The 19632-nt window shown below is 72.0% G+C and carries 14 protein-coding genes; 7 read left to right on the forward strand and 7 right to left on the reverse strand.

Features of this window, described 5'->3' with window-relative positions; all coding sequences use genetic code 11:
- The first annotated feature begins 99 nt into the window (after window positions 1–99).
- From ADK67_RS42510 to ADK67_RS42520, 3 genes are read left to right on the forward strand one after another with little or no spacing between them, the layout of a single operon-like run.
- Window positions 100–648 (forward strand): NADPH-dependent FMN reductase, encoded by a 549-nt coding sequence (locus ADK67_RS42510; protein ID WP_053722263.1) that lies wholly within the window; start codon window positions 100–102, stop codon window positions 646–648.
- 30 nt (window positions 649–678) lie between these two features.
- Window positions 679–1629, forward strand: coding sequence for an ATP-binding cassette domain-containing protein (locus tag ADK67_RS42515; RefSeq protein WP_053722264.1), 951 nt, complete (start codon window positions 679–681; stop codon window positions 1627–1629).
- Window positions 1626–2468 carry an ABC transporter permease gene (locus ADK67_RS42520; RefSeq protein ID WP_053722265.1) on the forward strand — a complete coding sequence of 281 codons (843 nt, stop codon included), beginning with the start codon at window positions 1626–1628 and terminating at the stop codon, window positions 2466–2468. Before ADK67_RS42515 ends, ADK67_RS42520 begins: the two co-directional genes overlap by 4 nt.
- A gap of 52 nt (window positions 2469–2520) precedes the next feature.
- Here the strand turns inward: ADK67_RS42520 and ADK67_RS42525 are convergent, their stop codons facing one another.
- The 3 genes from ADK67_RS42525 to ADK67_RS42535 are packed head-to-tail and all read right to left on the reverse strand — an operon-like array spanning window position 2521 to window position 7233.
- Window positions 2521–3564, reverse strand: a complete 1044-nt coding sequence (locus ADK67_RS42525; RefSeq protein ID WP_197289891.1) for a TerC/Alx family metal homeostasis membrane protein — start codon at window positions 3562–3564, stop codon at window positions 2521–2523.
- A 40-nt stretch (window positions 3565–3604) separates the two neighbouring features.
- Entirely contained in the window at window positions 3605–6592 is a 2988-nt protein-coding gene (locus ADK67_RS42530) for an ATP-binding protein (protein ID WP_082404688.1), read from the reverse strand.
- Between the two features lie 44 nt (window positions 6593–6636).
- On the reverse strand, window positions 6637–7233 hold the full coding sequence (locus tag ADK67_RS42535; RefSeq protein ID WP_053722266.1) for a TetR/AcrR family transcriptional regulator: 597 nt from the start codon (window positions 7231–7233) through the stop codon (window positions 6637–6639).
- A 77-nt stretch (window positions 7234–7310) separates the two neighbouring features.
- On the opposite strand from ADK67_RS42535, the gene ADK67_RS42540 reads away from it, so the two are divergent.
- Window positions 7311–8219, forward strand: a complete 909-nt coding sequence (locus ADK67_RS42540) for an SDR family NAD(P)-dependent oxidoreductase (protein ID WP_053722311.1) — start codon at window positions 7311–7313, stop codon at window positions 8217–8219.
- Between the two features lie 91 nt (window positions 8220–8310).
- Here the strand turns inward: ADK67_RS42540 and ADK67_RS42545 are convergent, their stop codons facing one another.
- Entirely contained in the window at window positions 8311–11307 is a 2997-nt protein-coding gene (locus ADK67_RS42545) for a family 16 glycoside hydrolase (protein WP_053722267.1), read from the reverse strand.
- 319 nt (window positions 11308–11626) lie between these two features.
- On the opposite strand from ADK67_RS42545, the gene ADK67_RS42550 reads away from it, so the two are divergent.
- Window positions 11627–13699: a glycosyl hydrolase gene (locus ADK67_RS42550; protein WP_053722268.1), complete on the forward strand. Its 2073-nt coding sequence runs from the start codon at window positions 11627–11629 to the stop codon at window positions 13697–13699.
- Here the strand turns inward: ADK67_RS42550 and ADK67_RS42555 are convergent.
- Together ADK67_RS42555 and ADK67_RS42560 are read right to left on the reverse strand one after the other, a co-directional pair.
- Entirely contained in the window at window positions 13689–15788 is a 2100-nt protein-coding gene (locus tag ADK67_RS42555; RefSeq protein WP_053722269.1) for a putative bifunctional diguanylate cyclase/phosphodiesterase, read from the reverse strand. The genes ADK67_RS42550 and ADK67_RS42555 overlap by 11 nt on opposite strands.
- Window positions 15788–16642, reverse strand: a complete 855-nt coding sequence (locus tag ADK67_RS42560) for an SAM-dependent methyltransferase (RefSeq protein WP_053722270.1) — start codon at window positions 16640–16642, stop codon at window positions 15788–15790. Before ADK67_RS42560 ends, ADK67_RS42555 begins: the two co-directional genes overlap by 1 nt.
- Window positions 16643–16789: 147 nt before the next feature.
- On the opposite strand from ADK67_RS42560, the gene ADK67_RS42565 reads away from it, so the two are divergent.
- Complete coding sequence (locus tag ADK67_RS42565; RefSeq protein ID WP_053722271.1) at window positions 16790–18145, forward strand: cytochrome P450; 1356 nt, start codon at window positions 16790–16792, stop codon at window positions 18143–18145.
- Window positions 18146–18160: 15 nt separating this feature from the next.
- Window positions 18161–19162 carry an alpha/beta hydrolase gene (locus tag ADK67_RS42570; RefSeq protein ID WP_053722272.1) on the forward strand — a complete coding sequence of 334 codons (1002 nt, stop codon included), beginning with the start codon at window positions 18161–18163 and terminating at the stop codon, window positions 19160–19162.
- A 51-nt stretch (window positions 19163–19213) separates the two neighbouring features.
- Here the strand turns inward: ADK67_RS42570 and ADK67_RS42575 are convergent, their stop codons facing one another.
- Entirely contained in the window at window positions 19214–19606 is a 393-nt protein-coding gene (locus ADK67_RS42575) for an ATP-binding protein (RefSeq protein WP_053722273.1), read from the reverse strand.
- Window positions 19607–19632: the final 26 nt, after the last annotated feature.

Consider the following 19632-nt stretch of genomic DNA (forward strand, 5'->3'; position numbering starts at 1 on the left):
CGGGCGTTACAGCGGGTGACGGGTGCCGGCGCGTCTGGCGGGTTGCCAGATCCGGTCTAGCGGGTGATCTCGCGCCTCCTGGGTGAGAGGAGGTGGCACATGGAGACCCTGCGCATCGCGGTGATCATCGGCAGCACTCGCGAGGGACGCGTCGGCGACGGTGTCGGTCGGTGGGTCGCCGAGGTCGCGGCGCAGCGGGACGACGTCGAGCCGGTCGTGCTGGACCTCGCCGACTACGACTTCCCGCCGTGCTACCCGAGCAGGCCCACGCCGGAGGTCCGGCGGTTCACCGGGCAGATCGCGGACGCGGACGGGTTCGTCGTGGTCACCCCTGAGTACAACCGCAGCTTCCCGGCTTCCCTCAAGCAGGCCATCGACTACGCCTACGACGAGTGGCACGCCAAGCCGGCCGGGTTCGTCTCCTACGGCTACCGCTCCGAGGGTTTTCACGCCGTCGAGCAGCTCCGAACAGTTTTCACCGAGTTGCACGTCATGACAGTGCGAACGGGCGTCAGCGTGAACCTGCTCGCCGACGAACCGCTCGACACCGAGCACCGCCGCCGTGTCGCGGAAGCGATGTTCGACCAGCTCACCTGGTGGGCGTCGGCCCTCAAGGACGCCCGCACCCGACGCCCCTACGTCTCCTAGCTGTGTCTCACCAAGAAGGGGAAAAACCTCATGAACGCCATCGAAACGTCGGGCCTGGTCAAGGTCTTCGGCGACACCCGCGCGGTGGACGGCGTCGACCTGACCGTGCCCGCCGGGACGGTGTACGGCCTGCTCGGTCCGAACGGCGCGGGCAAGACCACCACGGTGCGCATGCTCGCCACCCTGCTCCGACCGGACGGAGGGGAGGCGCGCGTGTTCGGTCACGACCTGCGCTCCGAACCGGACGTGGTCCGCCAGATGGTCAGCCTCACCGGCCAGTACGCCTCCGTCGACGAGGACCTGACCGGCACCGAGAACCTGATCCTGCTGAGCAGGCTCCTCGGCCACACCCGCGCGCACTCCCGCGCACGGGCCGCGCAGCTGCTGGAGGCGTTCGGGCTCACCGAGGCGGCGGGCAAGCAGGTCAAGCACTACTCGGGCGGCATGCGCCGCCGGCTGGACATCGCGGCCAGCATCCTCAACACGCCGAAGCTGCTGTTCCTGGACGAGCCGACCACCGGTCTCGACCCGCGCAGCCGCAACCAGGTGTGGGACATCGTCCGCGCGGTCGTCGCGCACGGCACCACCGTGCTGCTGACCACGCAGTACCTGGACGAGGCCGACCAGCTCGCGTCCCGCATCGCGGTGATCGACCGCGGCAAGGTCATCGCCGAGGGCACGAAGGGCGAGCTGAAGGCGTCGGTCGGGGTCGGCGCGGTGCACCTGCGCCTGCGTGACGCCGACCAGCGCGAACGGGCGCGGCAGGTGCTGGCCGGTGCGCTGGAGGCCGACGTGCAGCTCGACTCCGACCCGGTCGCGCTGACCGCGCGGCTGACCGGCCGGGCCACCGAGCAGGCCGCCGAGGCGTTGGCCCAACTCGCCCGCGAGGGCATCACCGTCGACACGTTCTCCCTCGGCCAGCCCAGCCTGGACGAGGTCTTCCTGGCCCTCACCGACAAGAAGAAGGAGGCGGCGGCGTGACCGTCACCAAGGAAGCCGAACTCCTGCCCGCGCCCAAGGCGGAGGACCTGGCGGCGGTGCTGCTGGAGACCGTGCGGCCGAGCCGACCGAGCGCGCTGTCGGCGTCGCTCACGTTCGGCTGGCGCGCCGTGCTCAAGATCAAGCACGTGCCCGAGCAGCTGTTCGACGTCACCGCGTTCCCGATCATGATGATCCTGATGTTCACCTACCTGTTCGGCGGCGCGCTCGCCGGGTCGCCGGGGGAGTACATCCAGTACCTGCTGCCCGGCATCACGGTGACCAGCGTCGTGATGATCACCATGTACACGGGTGTCGCGGTGAACACCGACATCGAGAAGGGCGTGTTCGACCGGTTCCGCACGCTGCCGATCTGGCGGCCCGCGCCGATGGTCGGCTACATCCTGGGCGACCTGCTGCGGTACGTGCTGGCGTCCGCCGTGATCATGGTGGTCGGCCTCATCCTGGGCTTCCGGCCCGGTGGCGGGTTCGTCGGCGTCGTGCTCGGCGTGGCCGTGCTGGTGGCGTTCTCGTTCGCCTTCTCGTGGGTGTGGACCATGTTCGGCCTGCTGATGCGCAGCGAGAAGTCCGTGATGGGCATCAGCATGCTCTTCCTGTTCCCGCTGACGTTCCTGTCCAGCGTCTACGTCGACCCGGCGACGATGCCGGGCTGGCTGCAGTCGTTCGTCAACGTCAACCCGATCAGCACGCTGGCCGAGGCGGTGCGCGCGCTGATGGCGGGCGGCTTCGACGGCGACGCGATGATGTGGACGTTCGGCTACGGCATCGTGTTCACCGCCGTGTTCGGCGCCCTGACGATGCGCCTGTACAACCGGAAGTGACCACCACGCGGAGGTCGTGCCCTCGTCCGGGGCACGGCCTCCGCGTCGTGGTTCACCGGTCGTGGTCGTCCTCACCGCCGTGGTGCGCGCGGAGCGAACCCGGGTGCGCCTTGGCGGTGGGGTCGTTCCTCGTCTTGACCAGGCTCGCCACGGTCACCACGAGCAGCACCACGATGATCACGGCGAGGCTGAGCGGTGTCGGGATCTCCGGGACGCGGTCGTCGACGTCGACGTGCGCCCAGTGCAGGATCAGCTTGACGCCGATGAACGCCAGGATCAGCGAGAGCCCGGTGGACAGGTACACCAGCCGGTCGAGCAGGCCCTGGACCAGGAAGAACAGCGCCCGCAGGCCGAGCAGCGCGAACGCGTTGGCGGTGAAGACGATGTAGGGCTCCTCCGTGACGCCGAAGACGGCGGGGATGGAGTCCAGCGCGAACAGCAGGTCGATGCTGCCGATCGCGAGCAGCACGATGAACAGCGGGGTGACCGCCCGGCGGCCGTCGAGGCGGGTGAGGAGCTTCCCGCCGACGTAGTCGTCGGTGACCGGCAGCACCCGCCGGGCGGCCCTCACCAGCACGTTGTCCTCGACCTCGGGGTCCTCGTCGCGGTGCCGGAACAGCTGCACCGCCGTGTAGACCAGCAGCAGGCCGAACAGCAGGAACATGAACGAGAACAGCGTCAGCAGGGCGGCGCCGAGCGCGATGAAGATCCCGCGCATCACCAGCGCCAGGACGATGCCGAACGTGAGCACCTTGTGCTGGTGCTCCTCCGGCACGGCGAACGTGGTCATGATGATCACGAAGACGAAGAGGTTGTCGACCGACAGGCTTTTCTCCACGATGTAGCCCGCGAAGTACTCCGTGCCGTACCCGGTGCCGTGCTGGACGGCGAACCAGACGCCGAAGGCGATCGCCACCAGGACGTAGAACACCGACCAGGCGGTCGCCTCCTTGAACCCGACCCGGTGCGGGCGCACCGCCGCGGCGATCAGGTCGACCGCGAGCAGCGCGATGATCAGGCCGATCGTGGCGGCCCAGGTGCCTACGCCGATGTCGAGCACCGATACCTCCGCGTCCGCGTTCCCGCCCGGGATCATGCCGCAGAACGCGCCCACCCGCCGGACGGCGGGGTGTCCACTAGAGCCGGAAGTGCTCGTGTCCCGAGTAGACGCACGTGGCGCCGGTCGAGACGGTGTCCCGCAGGTGGGCCGCGAGACCGGGGTGGCGGTCGTCCAGTTTGCGCAGCGTGTCGCGGATGCGCGCGGTGACGGCCTTGCGGGCCCGTTCGGCCTCGTCGCCGAGCCTGCGGGTGCGGCCGGCCAGACCGGCGGCGGCGCGCAGTTCGTCCAGCAGGGCGGCGCGCTCGCGGTCCAGGGCGGCGGCGCGGTCGTCGTCGAACGCGCGGTCGATCTCGTCGTCCAGTTGCGCCAGCCGCCGCCGGTAGCGGGACTTCGCCTCGTCGTCCAGCACCGGGTCGCCGCCCAGCCGCGCGGACGCCACCGCCTCCGGCGCGAGCAACGCCACCGCGGCCACCGGCTCGCCGGGGCTGCCCAGCAGCACGTGCAGGTCCCGCAACCCCTTGGAGTCCGGCATCCGCACGGTGACCCCGCCGTACGACAACGCCCACACGTCACCGTCGCGCCGGAACTCGCGGACGGTCCGCTCGGGCGACGACGCCGTGCCCGACTCCAGCGCGACCACGTCCGCCGGCGCGCCCTGCGCCCGCAACGCCTCCGCCAGGTGACGCCGCGCCCGCGACACCCACGGCCGGGCCCGCATCCGCTCGGCCGACCGCGCCGCCGCGGTCAACTCCTCGACCGCGTCGTCGCACCGGCCCAGCGCCAGGTCGACCAGGCCGAGCCACAGGTCCACCGGCCCGCTGATATCGCACCCGTACAGCGACACCAGCCACTTGCCCCGGTGCGGCGCCAGGTCGGCGCGCACCCGCGCGGCCAGCTCCCGATCACCGGTCGCGTGGGCGAACTGGGCCCGGAACCGCAGCCACAGCGGCTCGAACGACGCCTGGAACCGGTCGTCCTGGACGGGCTGGTCGAGGTGGACCCGCGCGGTCGCCACGTCACCGCGTTCCAGGGCCGTGATGCCGGCCGGCAGACCGGGGAACGGGTAGCTGCTCGCGAGCAGCTCGGGCGTCATCTCGTCCAGCTCGGCGAACCTGCCCTGCGGCAGCAGCAACGCCCACCGCAGGTGCAGGTACATCATCCGGAACCCGGTGTGGTTGCTCGCGCCCAGCTCCTCGGACCTGGCGAGCAGCGCCTCCGCCTCGGCGTACCGGCCCTGCATCGTGGCGATGATCGACTGGTCGATCGCGGCCGAGAAGTTGAACCGGGACATGCCCAGCCGCTCCGACAGCGCGACGAACGCGTGCAGCTGGTCGACGTAGCGCGGATCGCCGAGCTCCACCAGCGCCACCCACCGGAACGAGGTGGCGAAGTGCTCGACGGTGTGGTCGCCGCTGCGCCGCGACACGGTGATCAGCTCGTCGGTCAACGCGAGCCGCTGCTCGGCGCTGCCGATGCCGGGCGTGGTGTCGTGCACCGCCCACAGGCCCGTCGCCAGCGCCTCGTCGTCGCCGCCGTTGCGCGCCGCCTCGGCGGCGTACAGGCTCATCTCCCGCGCCAGCACCTCCGTCGACGCGTCCGGCGGCGGCCCGATCAGCCGGGCGTACGCCTCCCGCACCAAGGGGGTGGCCTGGCCCTCGTCCTCGGTGAACCGGTAGACCGCCAGCGCGACCCGGGCGAACGGCTCCGGGTCGGCCAGCTCGCGCGCCCACGTCGCGGCCTCGTCGAGGATCCGCCGCCCCTCGGCCGATTCGGCGCAGTGGTACAGCTCGTTGCCGAGCTCCAACGCCACCGCGATCCGCCGCCGGGCGCCCTCGGCCCGTTCCAGCGCCCGCCGGTAGTGCCCGGCGGCCTCCTCGACGGCCATCCGGCGGCTCGCGTCCCGGGCCGCCGCCACGATCAGGTCCACCGCGCGGTCGGCGGCCAGCCGGTCGCCGGCCAGGTGCGCGTGCCGGGCCAGGTCCGCCGGGAACACCTGGTCGGCCAAGTCGCCGTCCAACGCGCGCACCACGGCCGCGTGCCGTGCGTCCACATCGGACAGCGAGCCGTACAGCGCCTCGCGCACCAGGTCGTGCGCGAACGAGAACCGACCGCCGCCCCGCCCCAGTACCAGCCTGGCCTGCGCGGCCTGGTCGAGCAGCCGATCCACCGCGGGCACCGGCAGCGACGCCGTGGCGGCCAGCACCTTGCGGTGGAACTCGTGGCCGAGCACGGCCGCCGTCGTCAGCAGGTCGCCTACCTGCGCGGGCAGCAGCGACAGCCGCCGCCGCAACGCGTCCCGCACACCGGGCGCGATCGCGGTCACCGGCCCGCCGCCGTGCCACAGCCGTGCCGTCTGCTCGACGAAGAACGGGTTGCCGCCGGTGCGCAGGTGCACCTCGGCGACCAGGTCCGGCTCCGGCTCGCGGCCCGCCGTGCGCGCCATCAACTCGCCGACCTCGGCCGGCGCCAGACCCGTCAACGCGACCGTCGCGGCACGGCTGAGCAGCGGCGTCATCAACGGCCGCAGCGGGTGGTCCTCGGCGTCGACCTCATTGTCGCGGTAGGTGCCGATCAGCAGCACCCGTTCGAACCAGGTGTGCTGCGCGGCGAACTCCAGCAGCTTCACCGACGCCGGGTCGGCCCAGTGCAGGTCCTCCAGCACGACCAGCACCGGCCGGTGCTGCGAGACCGCCACCAACGCCGTGGTCACCGCGTCGTAGAGGGGGAAGCTCTCCGGCGTGTGCTCCGACGGCGCCTCGCCGAGCAGCACCGCCAGCGGACCGCGGTCGACCGACTCCCACTCCTCGGCGGTCGCGGCCCGGCGCAACGCCCGGATCACCTGCACCCACGGCCAGTAGCCGGGCGCGCTGTCGGAGTCCCAGCACGAGCCGCCGAGCACCAGCGCGCCCGCCCGCCGCGCCTGCTCGGCCGCGTCGGTCACCAGCGTGGTCTTGCCGATCCCGGCCTCGCCCGCGACCAGCACCAACCCGCCGTGGCTGCCCACCGCGCGGTCGACTTCCGCGCGCAGCACCCCGGCTGGGTGGTCACGTCCGATGAGTCGCATGGCAGGGTGAAACCTAGCCCATCGGACCGACAGGGTGCCGGCGTTCAGGCGATGTCGGACGCCCTCAACTCGCTCAGTTGTGCGAACGCGGCGTCCACCGCGCCGGGCAGCACGGCCGGGTCGCCGTCCGCCAGCACGTTGCCCGCCGTGTAGCAGGCCAGCGCCAGTTGCGGTGCGAGCACGGCCACCTCGGGGGACGCCCCGCGGTCGAGCAGGGTGGCGCGGAAGATCTCGGTCAGCCGGGCGAACTTGCGCGCGGCGCGGTCCCGCAGTTCGGGGTTCTCGCGCAGCAGCCGTTCGTGCGCGCGGAAGTGTTCGCCGTCCGCGGTCAGCTCCCGGCACAGCTCCGTCGCGACCGCGCGCAGCTGCGCCACCGCGCCCGCCAGGTCGGTGACCGGCGGCAACGCCCGGTGACGTTCGGTCAGCGCCTCGATGATCGCCTGCTCGTCGGAGAAGGCGACCTCCTGCTTGTCGCCGAAGTGGCGGAAGAACGTCGTGCGGCCCACCTCGGCCCGCTCGGCGATGTCGGTGACCGTCACGGCGGCGAACCCGCGTTCGGCGAACAGCTCGAACGCCGCCGCCACGATCTGTTCCCGCGCGCGCTGCTGCTTGCGCTCGCGCAGCGGCATCCGTTCCGACATGCGGCCAAGCATAGCGGCCCGGTACGAAGTCCGGTACGGTACTCAGTACCAGTTCGAACTACGTACCGGGAGTGAGCATGGGCACGACCTTGATGACCGGCGCGAGTCGGGGCCTCGGCCGCGTGGCCGCCGAACACCTGCTCCGCCACCACCCGGACCGCCACCTGCTCGTGGTCAACCGCACGCCCGGCCTGGCCGCCGAGCTGACCGCGAGCACGGGCAACCGCAACGTCTCCGAGGTGGTCTGCGACCTGTCCTCGTTCGACGCGATCCGCCGCGCCGCGGCCGAGGTCGAAGGACCGCTGGACGGGTTCCTGGGCAACGCGGGCCTGCAGATGGCGACCACCCGCAAGCTCACCGCCGACGGCATCGAGATGACCTTCGGCGTGAACGTGCTGGCCTACCACCTGCTGCTGAACCTGCTCCGGCCGCGCTTCACGAACCCGGCGCGGATCATCGTGGTCGGCAGCGACGTGCACGACGCCGACCTCAACACCCTGGGCCTGATCCCGCCGCCGCGCTGGGACCACCCGCGCGAGCTGGTCAAGCCGGGCAAGGACTCCGCCAGGGAGGGCAGGCGCGCGTACGCCACCAGCAAGCTCGGCGTGATCTACCTCGTCCACGCGCTCCGGCGGCGGCTGCCCAAGGGGATGGACGTCTACTCCTACAACCCGGGCCTGGTGCCGGACACGGAGCTGGCGCGCGACGCCGGTCGGGTAGGCCGGGCCGCGTTCCGCGCGGTCGGCAAGCTCCTGGTCCGCATGCCGTTCGCGAGCACGTCGGCCGAGGCGGGTCGACTGCTCGCGGAGACGATGGCGGGGCCCCGCCCGGGCGAGAGCGGGTCGTACATCAGCCGGGGCGAGGTGATCCCGTCTTCGGCGGAGTCCTACGACGAACGGCGGGAGGAGGAGCTGTGGGCCTTCGCCGACGAATTGTGCGGCCTCACCTCGGACGACACCGCCCAGACCAGGACGGCACGCCCCTGACCCGGAAGCCACCGGACCGGCTGCCCTGGGACCGGCTGCGCGGACACCGCCCGGGTCGCTCGCCGAGGAGAGCGACCTGGGACGGTGCACGTCACCCGAGCTGTTCGACCCAGATGTTGCGGAACCTGACGTTCTCACCCGGATCGCCGTGGTCCTGCAGTCGCAACGGCCCGGCGGTCGGTCCCTCGGCCGCGCCGCCGCCCGTCGGACCGTCGACCGCGAAGTCCTGGTGGACGGTGACGCCGTTCCACACCACGGTGACCCGGGCGTTCGCGATCTTCACGCCCGCGCTGTCGTAGCGGGCCGCCCGGAACGTGACGTCGTAGGTCTGCCACGTCTGCGGCGCGGTGCCGGCGTTGGGCGAGGCCGCCCTCTTCAGGTAGATGCTCCCCGCGTCGTCGGCGCCCAGCGGCTGCTTGCCGAAGCTGTCCAGGATCTGCAGCTCGTACCGGTCCTGGAGGTACACGCCGCTGTTCGCCCGCTGCTGACCGGTCACGTCGGGCGGCAGGTTCGGCAGCCAGAACTCCAGGTGCAGCTTGAAGTCGCCGAACCCCTGCCTGCTGCGGATGTCGCCGCCCAACGCCTCCATCGAGCCGTTGGCCACCGGCCACGAAGGCGCGCTGCCGTCGGCGTTGCGCCAGTTCTCCGTGCCGCCACCGTTGTAGAGGACGACGCGCTGCGCCGGGGTGACCGTCAGGTAGTCGAGGTTGACGTGCCCGATGTCCCCGCCGTCCACCCGGTACGCGATGGTGTTCGCGCCCGCCCGCAGCGTCAACGCCTCGGTGTGCGTGGCCCACGTGTCCCACGTGCCGGTGTCGGCCAGGGCGACCTGCCTGACCTTCGTGCCGTTGACGTACACGCTCACCGTCTTCGTGCCGGAGGACGGGTTGGGCCCGTTGCTGTAGCGCAGGCCCACGTTGTGCGAGCCGGCCGTCGTCGCGTTCACGGCGAACCGGGTGGTCGCGCCCGCGGTGCCGTAGCCGTCGACGAAACCCGCGCCGGAGTAGCCGGTGTGGTCCGTGTTGACCCCCGCGCCGCCGGACAGGGCCGCGCTCTCGGCCTCGAACGACTGGGTGGCCGACGGCGCGCTGCCGACGAGGTTGTTGAGCGTGTACCAGGCCTCGGTGTTCCACAGCGGCACACCGGTGGTCGACGAGAACGGGCGCGGCGAGCGCAGGTGCACGACCCGGCCGGCCTTGAGGCCGTTGAGCTTCAGCGTGACCTTCCGGCCGTCCGCGGACAGCGTGGCCGAGGCAACCGACAGGTTCTCCTGGTCGACCTTGGGCCCGCCGTAGGTGGGCGCCGCCGCGTACCGCCACTGCGTGGCCCGGTACCGGCCGGCGAGCCCGGCCGCGGTCGCCGCCGACAGCGGTTGGGTGTACTCGACCTCGAACCCGCCCGCGATCGCGCGCATCGCCAGCACGTCGAACGTCCGGCCGCCGTTGGGCGCGAGCTTCTGCAGGCCGTACCGCAGCTTGCCGTCCTGGCCCCAGTTGCCGCCGTCCCCGATGCCGCCGATGTAGAGCGCGCCGTCCGGGCCGAGGCTGAGCCGGTTCACGCCGGCCTCCAGGCCCTGAGTCATCCGGAACACCGCGCCCTGGTACTCGCCGTTGACCTTCTCCAGGAACGCGCGCTGCAGACCGCCGTAGGTGACGTCGCCGAAGACCATCTGACCGGCGTAGGGCCCCTGGGTGAGCTGGACGGGGGTGCTGGGCGAGTTGGCGATCTCGTTCTGCGGCAACCACAGCACGGGTGCGGTGACCGGGTTGGCGTCGAACGGCCCGGCCGGGGTGGTGTAGTGGTTGAAGAAGCGGTCCTGCTTGATGTGCACCATCTTCGACGCGGGCAGGTAGCCGCCCTGGTTGTCGTTGACGAAGATGCCGCCCTCGGGGCCCCAGCCGATCCCGTTGGGCGTGCGCAGACCGCCGGCCAGGTAGGTGACCTGGCCCGTGGCGCGGTCCACCTTCACCGTCGTGCCGCGGTTGGCCGCGGGCTGCGGGTTGGTGGTCGCGCCGCCTTCGTTGATGGCGACGGAGAGGCTGAGGTAGAAGGACCCGTTCTGGTAGAGCAGGCCGAACGCGAACTCGTGGAAGTTGCCCCCGTACGGCCAGGTCGCCACCGCGCGCGACTGGTCGATCACGTCGTCGCCGTTGGTGTCGGTCAGCTCGGTCAGCTGGTGCTTCTGCGACACGTAGATCCTGCCGTCGAGCACCTTCAACCCCATCGGCTCGCGCAGGTTGGTCGCGATCCGCTTGGTGGTGACCCGGTCGGGCGAGGTGGCGCCGGTGACGTTGCCGAGCACCCAGAGCTCGCCGGTGTCGGTGCTCTTGCCGTCCCAGGTGGCGATGGCCAGCCTGCCGTCGGGCAGCCAGTCCATCGCGCTGACCCGCGGCTGGAAACCGGTCGGGCGCAGGGTGGTCAGCGTGAAGTCGGGGTGCACGGCGTTGAGCGGCAGCCCGTCGCCGGGCGAGTCGGCGCCCGCCGCGCAGTCCTTGCGGCCCGGCGCGGTGACCCGCACGACGTCGCTGTCGGTGCTGAGCGCGGAGTTCGGCACGGTGGTGAAGGCGGTGGCGCCCGGTGGCCGCCACTGCAGCGTCAACTGCTGCCCGCCGTCGCGCTCGAAGTGGTCGATCAGCAGCGAGTGGTACCCGGTCGACAGCGTGACCGAGCCGTCCTTCGGGTCCGGCCCGTGCAGCCCGTCGTGGTCGACCACCACGGCGCCGTCGATGGACAACCGCGACCCGTCGTCGCTGAGCAGGCGGAACGCGTGGCTGCCCGCCTGGGTGACGTTGATGTTGCCGGTGACCTGGACGACGAAGCGGTCGGCGAACCCGAAGTCGGCGGTCGTCGTCCAGTCGACGGTGGGCATGAGCTTGTCGACGTTGGGCGTCTGGGCGGGCTTGAGCGTGCAGAGCCGGTCCAGCGGCATCTGGACGTCGAAGACCCGTAACGTCACGCCGGGCTCTTGGGGCGGCACGGCGTCGCTGCGGGGATCGGCCGTCGCCGAGAGGCCTGAGCCGCTGATCAGCAGGGCGGCCGCCAACAGGCCGAGGGCAGGGGTGCGCGTCCGTCGCGCTGTCCATCTCATGATCCATGCTCCAGGAGGGCAAGGACGACCACGCGTTGTCCGACGTCGTCGTCGCACGGTTGCAGGGTCCGCACGCGGTGGCGGGGTGAGACAGGGGAGCTGTGTGCAGTCACAGGGATGGGCGAACGCGATGAACGCTAGGTGCCGGGCAGTGGTCTAGTCCAGTACTTTCGCTGATTCTGACCGGACTTTTGTCTGGTTCATGCATAAGTCGCGAAACTCTTTGTCCCGGGTGGTCGCCGCCCTATGCTTCTGGGAGCGCTCCCAGGCGCGCTGTCCAGCTCGTGCCCCAGCCAACGGCGGTGAAGGGACATACGACGTGAGGTTGTTGCTGCTCGTCTCGCTGATAGCCCTGACGCTCGCACCGCCGGCGGCCGCCGCACCGGGCGAGTGGATCGAGGCGGAGGACGGCGCCCTGTCCGGCGTCGTGGTCGAGACGACCGTCGAGGGCTTCTCCGGGACCGGGTACGTCGGCGGGTTCGACGAGGCCGCCGACCACGTGACCGTGACGATCCCGGACAGCCCGGGAGGGCTGCACGACCTCACCGTCCGCTACGCCGCGCCGAACGGGGCCAAGAAGACCGCGGTCTCGCTCAACGGCAGCCCCGTCGGCGAGGTGTCCCTGGCCGAGAGCGCGGGCTTCACCGAGGCCACCGGCGCGAAGCTGGTGCTGGCCGAGGGCGCCAACACGGTCACCTTCACCAGCGGCTGGGGCTGGTACCTGATCGACGCGATCAAGGTGGCACCCAGCGCACCGTCCGCGCCCGGCGTGCACGAGGCCGAGGACGGCGAGCTGAACGGCACCGTGGTCGAGTCGAGCGTGGCCGGCTTCTCCGGCCGCGGCTACGTGGCGGGCTTCGACACCGGCACGGACCACGTGACGATCACGATCCCGGCCAGTCCCGGCGGGCTGCACGACCTCACCATCCTGTACGCCACCCCGTACGGCGCGAAGACGGCGTCGCTGTCGCTCAACGGCAGCGGGCTCGGCGACGTGCAGTTCCCGGAGCACCCGACGTTCACGTCGATCCCGGCGGGCAAGGTGCTGCTGCGCGAGGGCGACAACACGGTCACCATCACCAACAACTGGGGCTGGTACCTGATCGACGCGATCAAGGTGACGCCCAGCGCGCCGCGCGGCCCGCACCAGGTCACCGGCGCGCTGACCGACCCGGCCGCGACCGCCGAGGCCAAGGGCCTGATGCGCTACCTGGCCGACAACTACGGCGAGCACATCCTCTCCGGCCAGCAGGACCAGGCGAGCATCGACTGGGTCGAGCAGAACATCGGCGAGGCGCCCGCCATCGGCGGCTACGACCTCATGGACTACTCGCCGAGCCGGGTCGAGCGCGGCACCGTCGGCCGCGACGTCGACCACGCCATCGCCTACGACGCCCGCGGCGGCATCGTCACCCTGGCCTGGCACTGGAACGCCCCGTCCGGCCTGATCGACCAGCCCGGCAAGGAGTGGTGGCGCGGCTTCTACACCGACGCGACCACGTTCGACCTCGCCGCCGCGCTGGCCGACCCGACCTCGGCCGACTACCGGCTGCTGATCCGCGACATGGACGCCATCGCCGTGCAGCTCAAGCGGCTCGCCGACGCGGGAGTGCCGGTGCTGTGGCGACCGCTGCACGAGGCCGAGGGCGGCTGGTTCTGGTGGGGCGCCAAGGGTCCCGGCCCCGCCAAGGAGCTCTACCGCCTGCTGCACCAGCGCCTGGTCGGGCACCACGGCCTGCACAACCTGATCTGGGTGTGGAACTCCGTCTCGCCCGACTGGTACCCCGGCGCCGACGTGGTCGACGTGGTCAGCATGGACTCGTACCCGCCGCAGGGCGACCACGGTCCGGTGATCGGCCCGTACGACAAGCTGGTCGACCTCGGTGACGACCGCAAGCTGGTCGCCCTGGGCGAGGTCGGCTCCATCCCGGACCCGGACCTGGTGCGCGCCTACGAGGCCCGCTGGTCCTGGTTCGTCACCTGGTCCGGCTCGTTCATCCAGGACGGCGTGGTCAACCCGCGCGACTTCGTGCAACGCGTGTACGACCACGCGAACGTGATCACGCTCGACGAGCTGCCGGACTTCAAGACGACCCAGGGCGACTGCGCCGCGACCATGCGCGTGGTGGCGCAGTGGGGCACCGGGCACCACGTCGAGATCACCGTGCGGCACCAGGAGAACTCGCCGTCCGCGGGCTGGCGGGTGAGCTGGCCGTTCCCGAACGGACACGTCCGGCACGCCTGGGGCGCGACCATCACCACCGACGGCACGACCGCGACGGCCAGGAACCTCTCGTGGAACTCGGCGATCAAGCCGGGGGAGAGCGTCACCTTCGGGTACCTGGCCACTGGCTCCCCGACAGCGCCTGCGTTGACTTGCGCTATCGGGTGATCACGTCCGGTGGACCGGCGGGAGCGAACAGGGGACCGGACGCGGTGTCCGCACCCACCTCCCGCCACCACCGGGCTTGTTCCGGTGTCGTGACGTCGGCGGCGGTCACGCCGACGCCGACGTCACGCACCACCTCCAGCACACCGGCCAACGCCCGCGCCACCGCCGTGCCCGGTCGCGCGGCGGGCGACTGCGCCAGCCGCACCGCCCGCACCGGCACGCCGTCGAGCAGCCGCACCAGGTCGTCCGGCGCGGCGGTGAAGTCCTCCACCTCGACGCCGACCCCGTCCTCGGCCAGGTACCGCAGCGTGTCGGCCGCGTCGCCGCGCTCGCCGAACAACGCCTGAGCGGGCGCGCCCAGCCGCAACGACGCCGCGGGCAACCCGGTGTCGGACAACGCCTCCCGCACCAAGCCGTGCAGCTCCGGGTCCGCCGCCTGGCTCGGCGTCAACGCCCACCGCACCGGCACGCGCCTGCCCAGCTCCCGCTGCCACGACCGGGCCTGCTCGCACGCCGACCGCAGCGCCCACGTGCCGAGCGGCACGATCAGCCCGGTGTCCTCGGCCAAGGCCAGGCACTGCTCGTGCGGCAGCGGGCCCAACGTCGGGTGGTCCCACCGCAGCACCGCCTCGGCCGACTCCACCACCTCGTCCGCCAGCCGCACCACCGGCCGGTACAGCACCCGGATCTCGCCGTTCTCCCACGCGCCGGGCATGGTCGCGGCCAGGCTGAACGCGCGCCGGTCCCGGCCGTCCTGCGCCTGGTCGGACAGCTCCCACTGCCGGCGCCCGGTGCCCTTGGCGCGGCGCAACGCCAGGTCGGCCGAGTCGAGCAGGTCCGCGGGCGCCGAGTCGCGCGGCGGCCGGTGCACGACGCCGATCGTGGCCGACACCGCCACCCGCCTGCCGTCGGAGTGGAACGGCGCGGACAGCAGGTCGTTGATCCGCCGGACCGTGGTCACCACGTCGGGCGTGGTCGCGGTGTTCTCGATCAGGATCGCGAACTCGTCGTGCCCGAACCGGGCCACCATCGCGTTCTCCTCGGCCACCACCGCCTCCAGCCGTCCGGCGACGACCTTCAGCACGTGGTCGCCGACCTCGCGGCCGAGGCCGCCGGTGATCCGGGAGAAGCCGTCGAGGTCGAGGTGGAACACGCTGACGCCGGTGCCGGGATCGGCCGTGCGCAGCGCCTGCTCCAGCCTGCTGGTGAAGTACTGGCGGTTCGGCAGCCTGGTCAGCACGTCGTGCAGCGCCTGGTGGTTGAGCTGGCCCTGCAGCAGGTTGACGTCGGTGGCGTCCTCGGCGAGCACGATCACCTGGGCGCGGCCTTCGAGCCGGCGCAGCGGCGACAGCCCGAGCATCACCCAGGCCGGCTCGCCGTCGCCGCGCAGCAGCTGGCGCGGCTGGGTGATCGACGCCGTGCCGTCCTCGACCAGCTGCGCGAAGTCCGCCCGCAACGCCACCCGCTCGTCCGGGTGCGCGAGGTCGAACAGCGACGACCCGGCCAGCTCGGCGGTCGGCCGGTCCACGATCCGGGCCAGCGCGCCGTTGCACCGCACCAGCCTGCCGTCCGGGTCGGCCGTCGCGATGCCGGTCGACAGGTGGTGCTCCAGCAGCTCGAACCTGGCTTCGCTGTACTGGAGCTCCACCTGCGCCTCGCGCATCGCCTTGTACAGCGAGCGGCCCAGCTGCTCCTGCTGGGCCAGGACGGTGGCGCGGATCCGGTCGACGAACCCGGCCGAGAGCGAGGCGACCACGTCGACCACGCGTTCGCGCAGCTTGTCCGGCGGCGCGAGGGCGGGCATGCCGAGCAGGCCCTTGCCCACGATCTCCACCGAGATGCGGAGCGCCTCGGCCGTGGTGCAGTTCAGGGCGACCAGCGCGTCGGCGACCTCGCGGCCCGCGCGCGGCGCCAGCGCCTCGGTCGCCACGCCCGCGCACAGCCGTTCGACCAGCCCGAGCAGCTGCCGTTCCAGCTCGACGCTCGCGAGCGGGACGAACGTGCGGGAGCTGAGCAGGTACGCCCACTTCTTGGCGAGCCTGGTCCGGGCCCGCAGCCCGTCCGCGTCCTGGGGCAGCGCGGCGGTCATCAGCGGGCTCCGGCCACCGGCTCACGACCGGACTCCCGATCCGGCTTGCGGCCGACGCCCGCCCACACCTGGGTGTTGTCCTCGGCCCGGTCGGCGATGTCGCCCGCGCCTCCCGGCCGCCACAGCGCGTGCCCCACCACACCCGGCTCGACCAGCTCGTACCCGTCGAACAACGCCGTCACCTCGGCGCGCGTGCGGTACACCAGGTTGTCCTTCGACCGGCTCTCCCGCACGGTGTCCGCCGCGCGCCGCATCGTCTCCGCGCGGTCGTCGGCGGTGGCGTGCGAGATCACCATGAAGCTGCCCGGCGCGAGCCGGTCGCGGTACTTGGCCAGCAGCTTGCCCGGCTCCTCCTCCGGCCGGACGAAGTGCACGACCAGCAGCAGGAGCAGCGCGACGGGCTCGTCGAAGTCCAGCAGGCCGGTCACCTCGGGCCGGCTCAGCACGTCGTCCGGCTCGCGCAGGTCCGCCTGCACCGCCGCGGTGTTCTCGTCGTCGGCCAGCAGCAGGCGGCTGTGCGCGACCGCGACCGGGTCCTTGTCGACGTAGACCACCCGGCAGTCCGGCGCCACCTCCTGCGCGATCTCGTGCACGTTGCCCACGGTCGGTATGCCCGAGCCGATGTCGAGGAACTGCCGCACGCCGCGTTCGGCGAGGTGGGTGACGGCGCGGCGCAGGAACGACCGGTTCAGCCGGACCAGGTCGCGCGCGCCGGGCAGGACCTGGAGCATCTGGTCGCCCATGGCCCGGTCGACGGCGAGGTTGTGCGCGCCGCCGAGCAGGTAGTCGTAGGTCCTGGCCACGCTCGGCACGGTGGTGTCGATGCCTTCGGGCACCCAGTCCAGGTCGTTCATGGCGCGCTCCGCGCTTTCGTGAATCGGTCGGGGACGGGCGGACCATGACATCCAACCGCCTGGCCGGCGTCGACACCAGCCGATCCGTCAACTTAACTCCAATGCGCGATCCCGTCCGGCTCCGAATGGCGCATAGAGTGCACGCCGATGACCTCCAGTCCGAATGCAGGCGAAACCGGGATAACCGAGGCGCCCACGGTTCCCGGGCGATTACCGCTGCTCGGGCACACCGCGAGCCTGCTGCGGCAACGGCTCGCGTTCACCGCCGATCTGCGGTCGCACGGCCCGGTCGTGCGCGTCTACCTGGGCAGACTCCCGCTGCACTTCGTCACCACCGCCGAATTGGCGCACCAGGTGCTCACCGGTGAGACGGACAAGTTCGACAAGGGCATCTTCGTCGACAAACTGCGGCGGGCGTTCGGGAACGGGCTGGTCAGCACCGACGGCGATGTCCACCGCAGGCAGCGCCGGATGATCCAGCCCGCATTCCACCGCCGTCCGCTCACCCGGTATTCGGAGACGATGACCGCACTGGCCGCCGAACTCGCGAATTCCTGGCGGGATGGACAAGTCCTGGAACTGGACCGCGTCATGCAGGACCTGGCGATCACCGTCGTCGGCCGCACGCTGTTCTCCGCCGACTTCGGTCCGTCGGTGAGCGCGGAGATCCGGGCGCACACGCCGACGTTGATCCGGCTCGGCGTGGTCCGCGCGCTGTCGCCCGCCGGGCTGGAGAAGCTGCCGATCCCGGCGAACCGCCGCTTCGACCGGGCCGTCGCGCACGTGCACCGGGTCGTGGACGACGTGGTCGACTCCGCCCGCGGCGACCGCGACGACCTGCTCTCCGCGCTGCTGAACGCGCGTGACGAGGGCACCGGCGCGGCGATGGACCGGCAGCAGGTCCGCGACGAGGTGGTCACCCTGCTCACCGCGGGCACCGAGACCACCGGGATCGCGCTGTCCTGGCTGTTCCACGAACTGGCCCGCGACCCCGAGGTGGAACGCCGGGTGCACGCCGAGGTGGACGACGTGCTCGCCGGCCGCGCCGCGACGGTCGACGACCTGCGCCGGCTGCCGTACCTGCAACGCGTGATCACCGAGGTGCTGCGCCGCTACCCGTTGTGGCTCATGCTGCGGCGCGCCAACACGTCGGTCTCGTTGGGCGGCGTACGCCTGCCCGCGGGCGCCGAGGTCGGCTTCAGCCCGCACGCGCTGCACCACGATCCCCGCTACTACGACGACCCTGCGCGCTTCGACCCCGACCGGTGGCTGCCCGCACGCGCCGCCGCCCTGCCCAAGGGCGCCTACGTGCCGTTCGCCGGCGGCCTGCACCACTGCCCGGGCCACGCGTTCGCGCACATCGAGATCGCGATCGTCGCGGCCACCCTCGCCGCCCGCTGGCGACTCGTGCCCGTGCCGGGCGAACCCGTGCGCCCCAAGGTGATCGGCCTGCTGTACCCCAACCGGCTGCCGATGACCGCACACCGCCGTTCCGCTCCCTGATGGAGGTCATCCTTCTTGCGGTACCCACTCGCCGTCGGCCTGGTGGCGCTCCTGCTGGCGTCCTTGCTGACGTCCGCGTCCGCCTCGACCGCCGCCACCTGCCGTGACGTCGACGCCCCGGTGACCGTCCTCGGCCACCGCGAAGTCGTGCACGGCACCCTGTGCGCGCCGGTCGCCGGAGCCACCACCGTCCAGCTGCTCGTCCCCGGCTCCACCTACAACAGCTCCTACTGGGACTTCCCGGACGGCAGGCACTCGTTCCGCGCCGCGCAGAACGCGGCCGGGATCGCCACGTTCGCCGTCGACCGGCTCGGCACCGGCCGCAGCTCGCGGCCCCTCGCCGTGACGCTGACCGCGTTCGTCCAGGCCGACGCCATGCACCAGGTCGTGCGGGGCCTGAAGAGCGGCGCGTACGGGCCGCGGTTCAGCCGGGTCGTCATCGGCGGCCACTCGCTCGGCGCGGCGGTCGCCGTGGTGGAGGCGGGCACGTACCGGGACGTGGACGGCGTGCTGCTGACCGGCATGACGCACCGGGTGAACCCGGCCGGCGTGGCGGCGGCGTTCGCGAACTTCCGCCCCGCCAACCTCGACCCGAAGTTCGGCCTGCTCCACCCGCTCGGCTACCTGACCACCGCGCCCGGCACCCGGTACGCCAGCTTCCACGCCCCCGGTGCGCTCGCGCCGGACGTGATGGAGCTGGAAGAGGCCACCAAGGACGTGTTCTCGCCGACCGAGGCCGCCGACGGGCTCGGCGTGGCCGTGCTGCTGCCGTACAGCCTGCTGATCGACGTGCCGGTGATGACCGCGGTCGGCTCGCGGGACGCGGCGGTGTGCGGCCTCCTCGCCACGGACTGCTCGACGTCGGAGGCGCTGCACGCGGCGGAGGCGCCGTACTTCCGCGGTCCGCTGCGGGCCCACGTGGTGCGCGGCTACGGCCACTCGATCAACCTCGCGCCCGACGCGCGGGACTACTACTCGGCGGTCTCCTCCTGGGTCTTGGCGGAGGTCGACCGCTGACCGGTGGTGCGGGGTCCGCACGCGCCGCGGACCCCGCACCACCGCGCCGCGTCAGCTCGTGGGCACTTCGGCCCACACCACCTTGCGTTCCTCGTGGTGGTCGAACCCCCAGCGCACGGACAACCGGTTGACCAGTAACAGCCCGCTGCCCGCCGCCGGGTCGTCCGGTCTGCCGAGCACGGGCAGCAGGCTGGGGCTGCGGTCCTCCACCTCGACCCGCACGACGTGCCGTTCGTCGACCCGCAGCAACCGCAACCGCCACGGCCCCTCGGCGTGCTGCCGCGCGTTGCCCACCAGTTCGGTGGCGATCGACGCCAGGTCCGCGACGCGCCTCCCGTCCACCTCGTAAGCGACCTGTCGCACCCAACCGGCGATGCCGTCGGGTGTTCGGACGCCGCCCAGCGCCAGGTCGAGCCCGTCGTCAGGCAGGTCCACCGTGTTCATCGCACGCTCCTCCGGCACCCTGTCGG

Source organism: Saccharothrix sp. NRRL B-16348, from assembly GCF_001280085.1.
GTDB lineage: Bacteria > Actinomycetota > Actinomycetes > Mycobacteriales > Pseudonocardiaceae > Actinosynnema.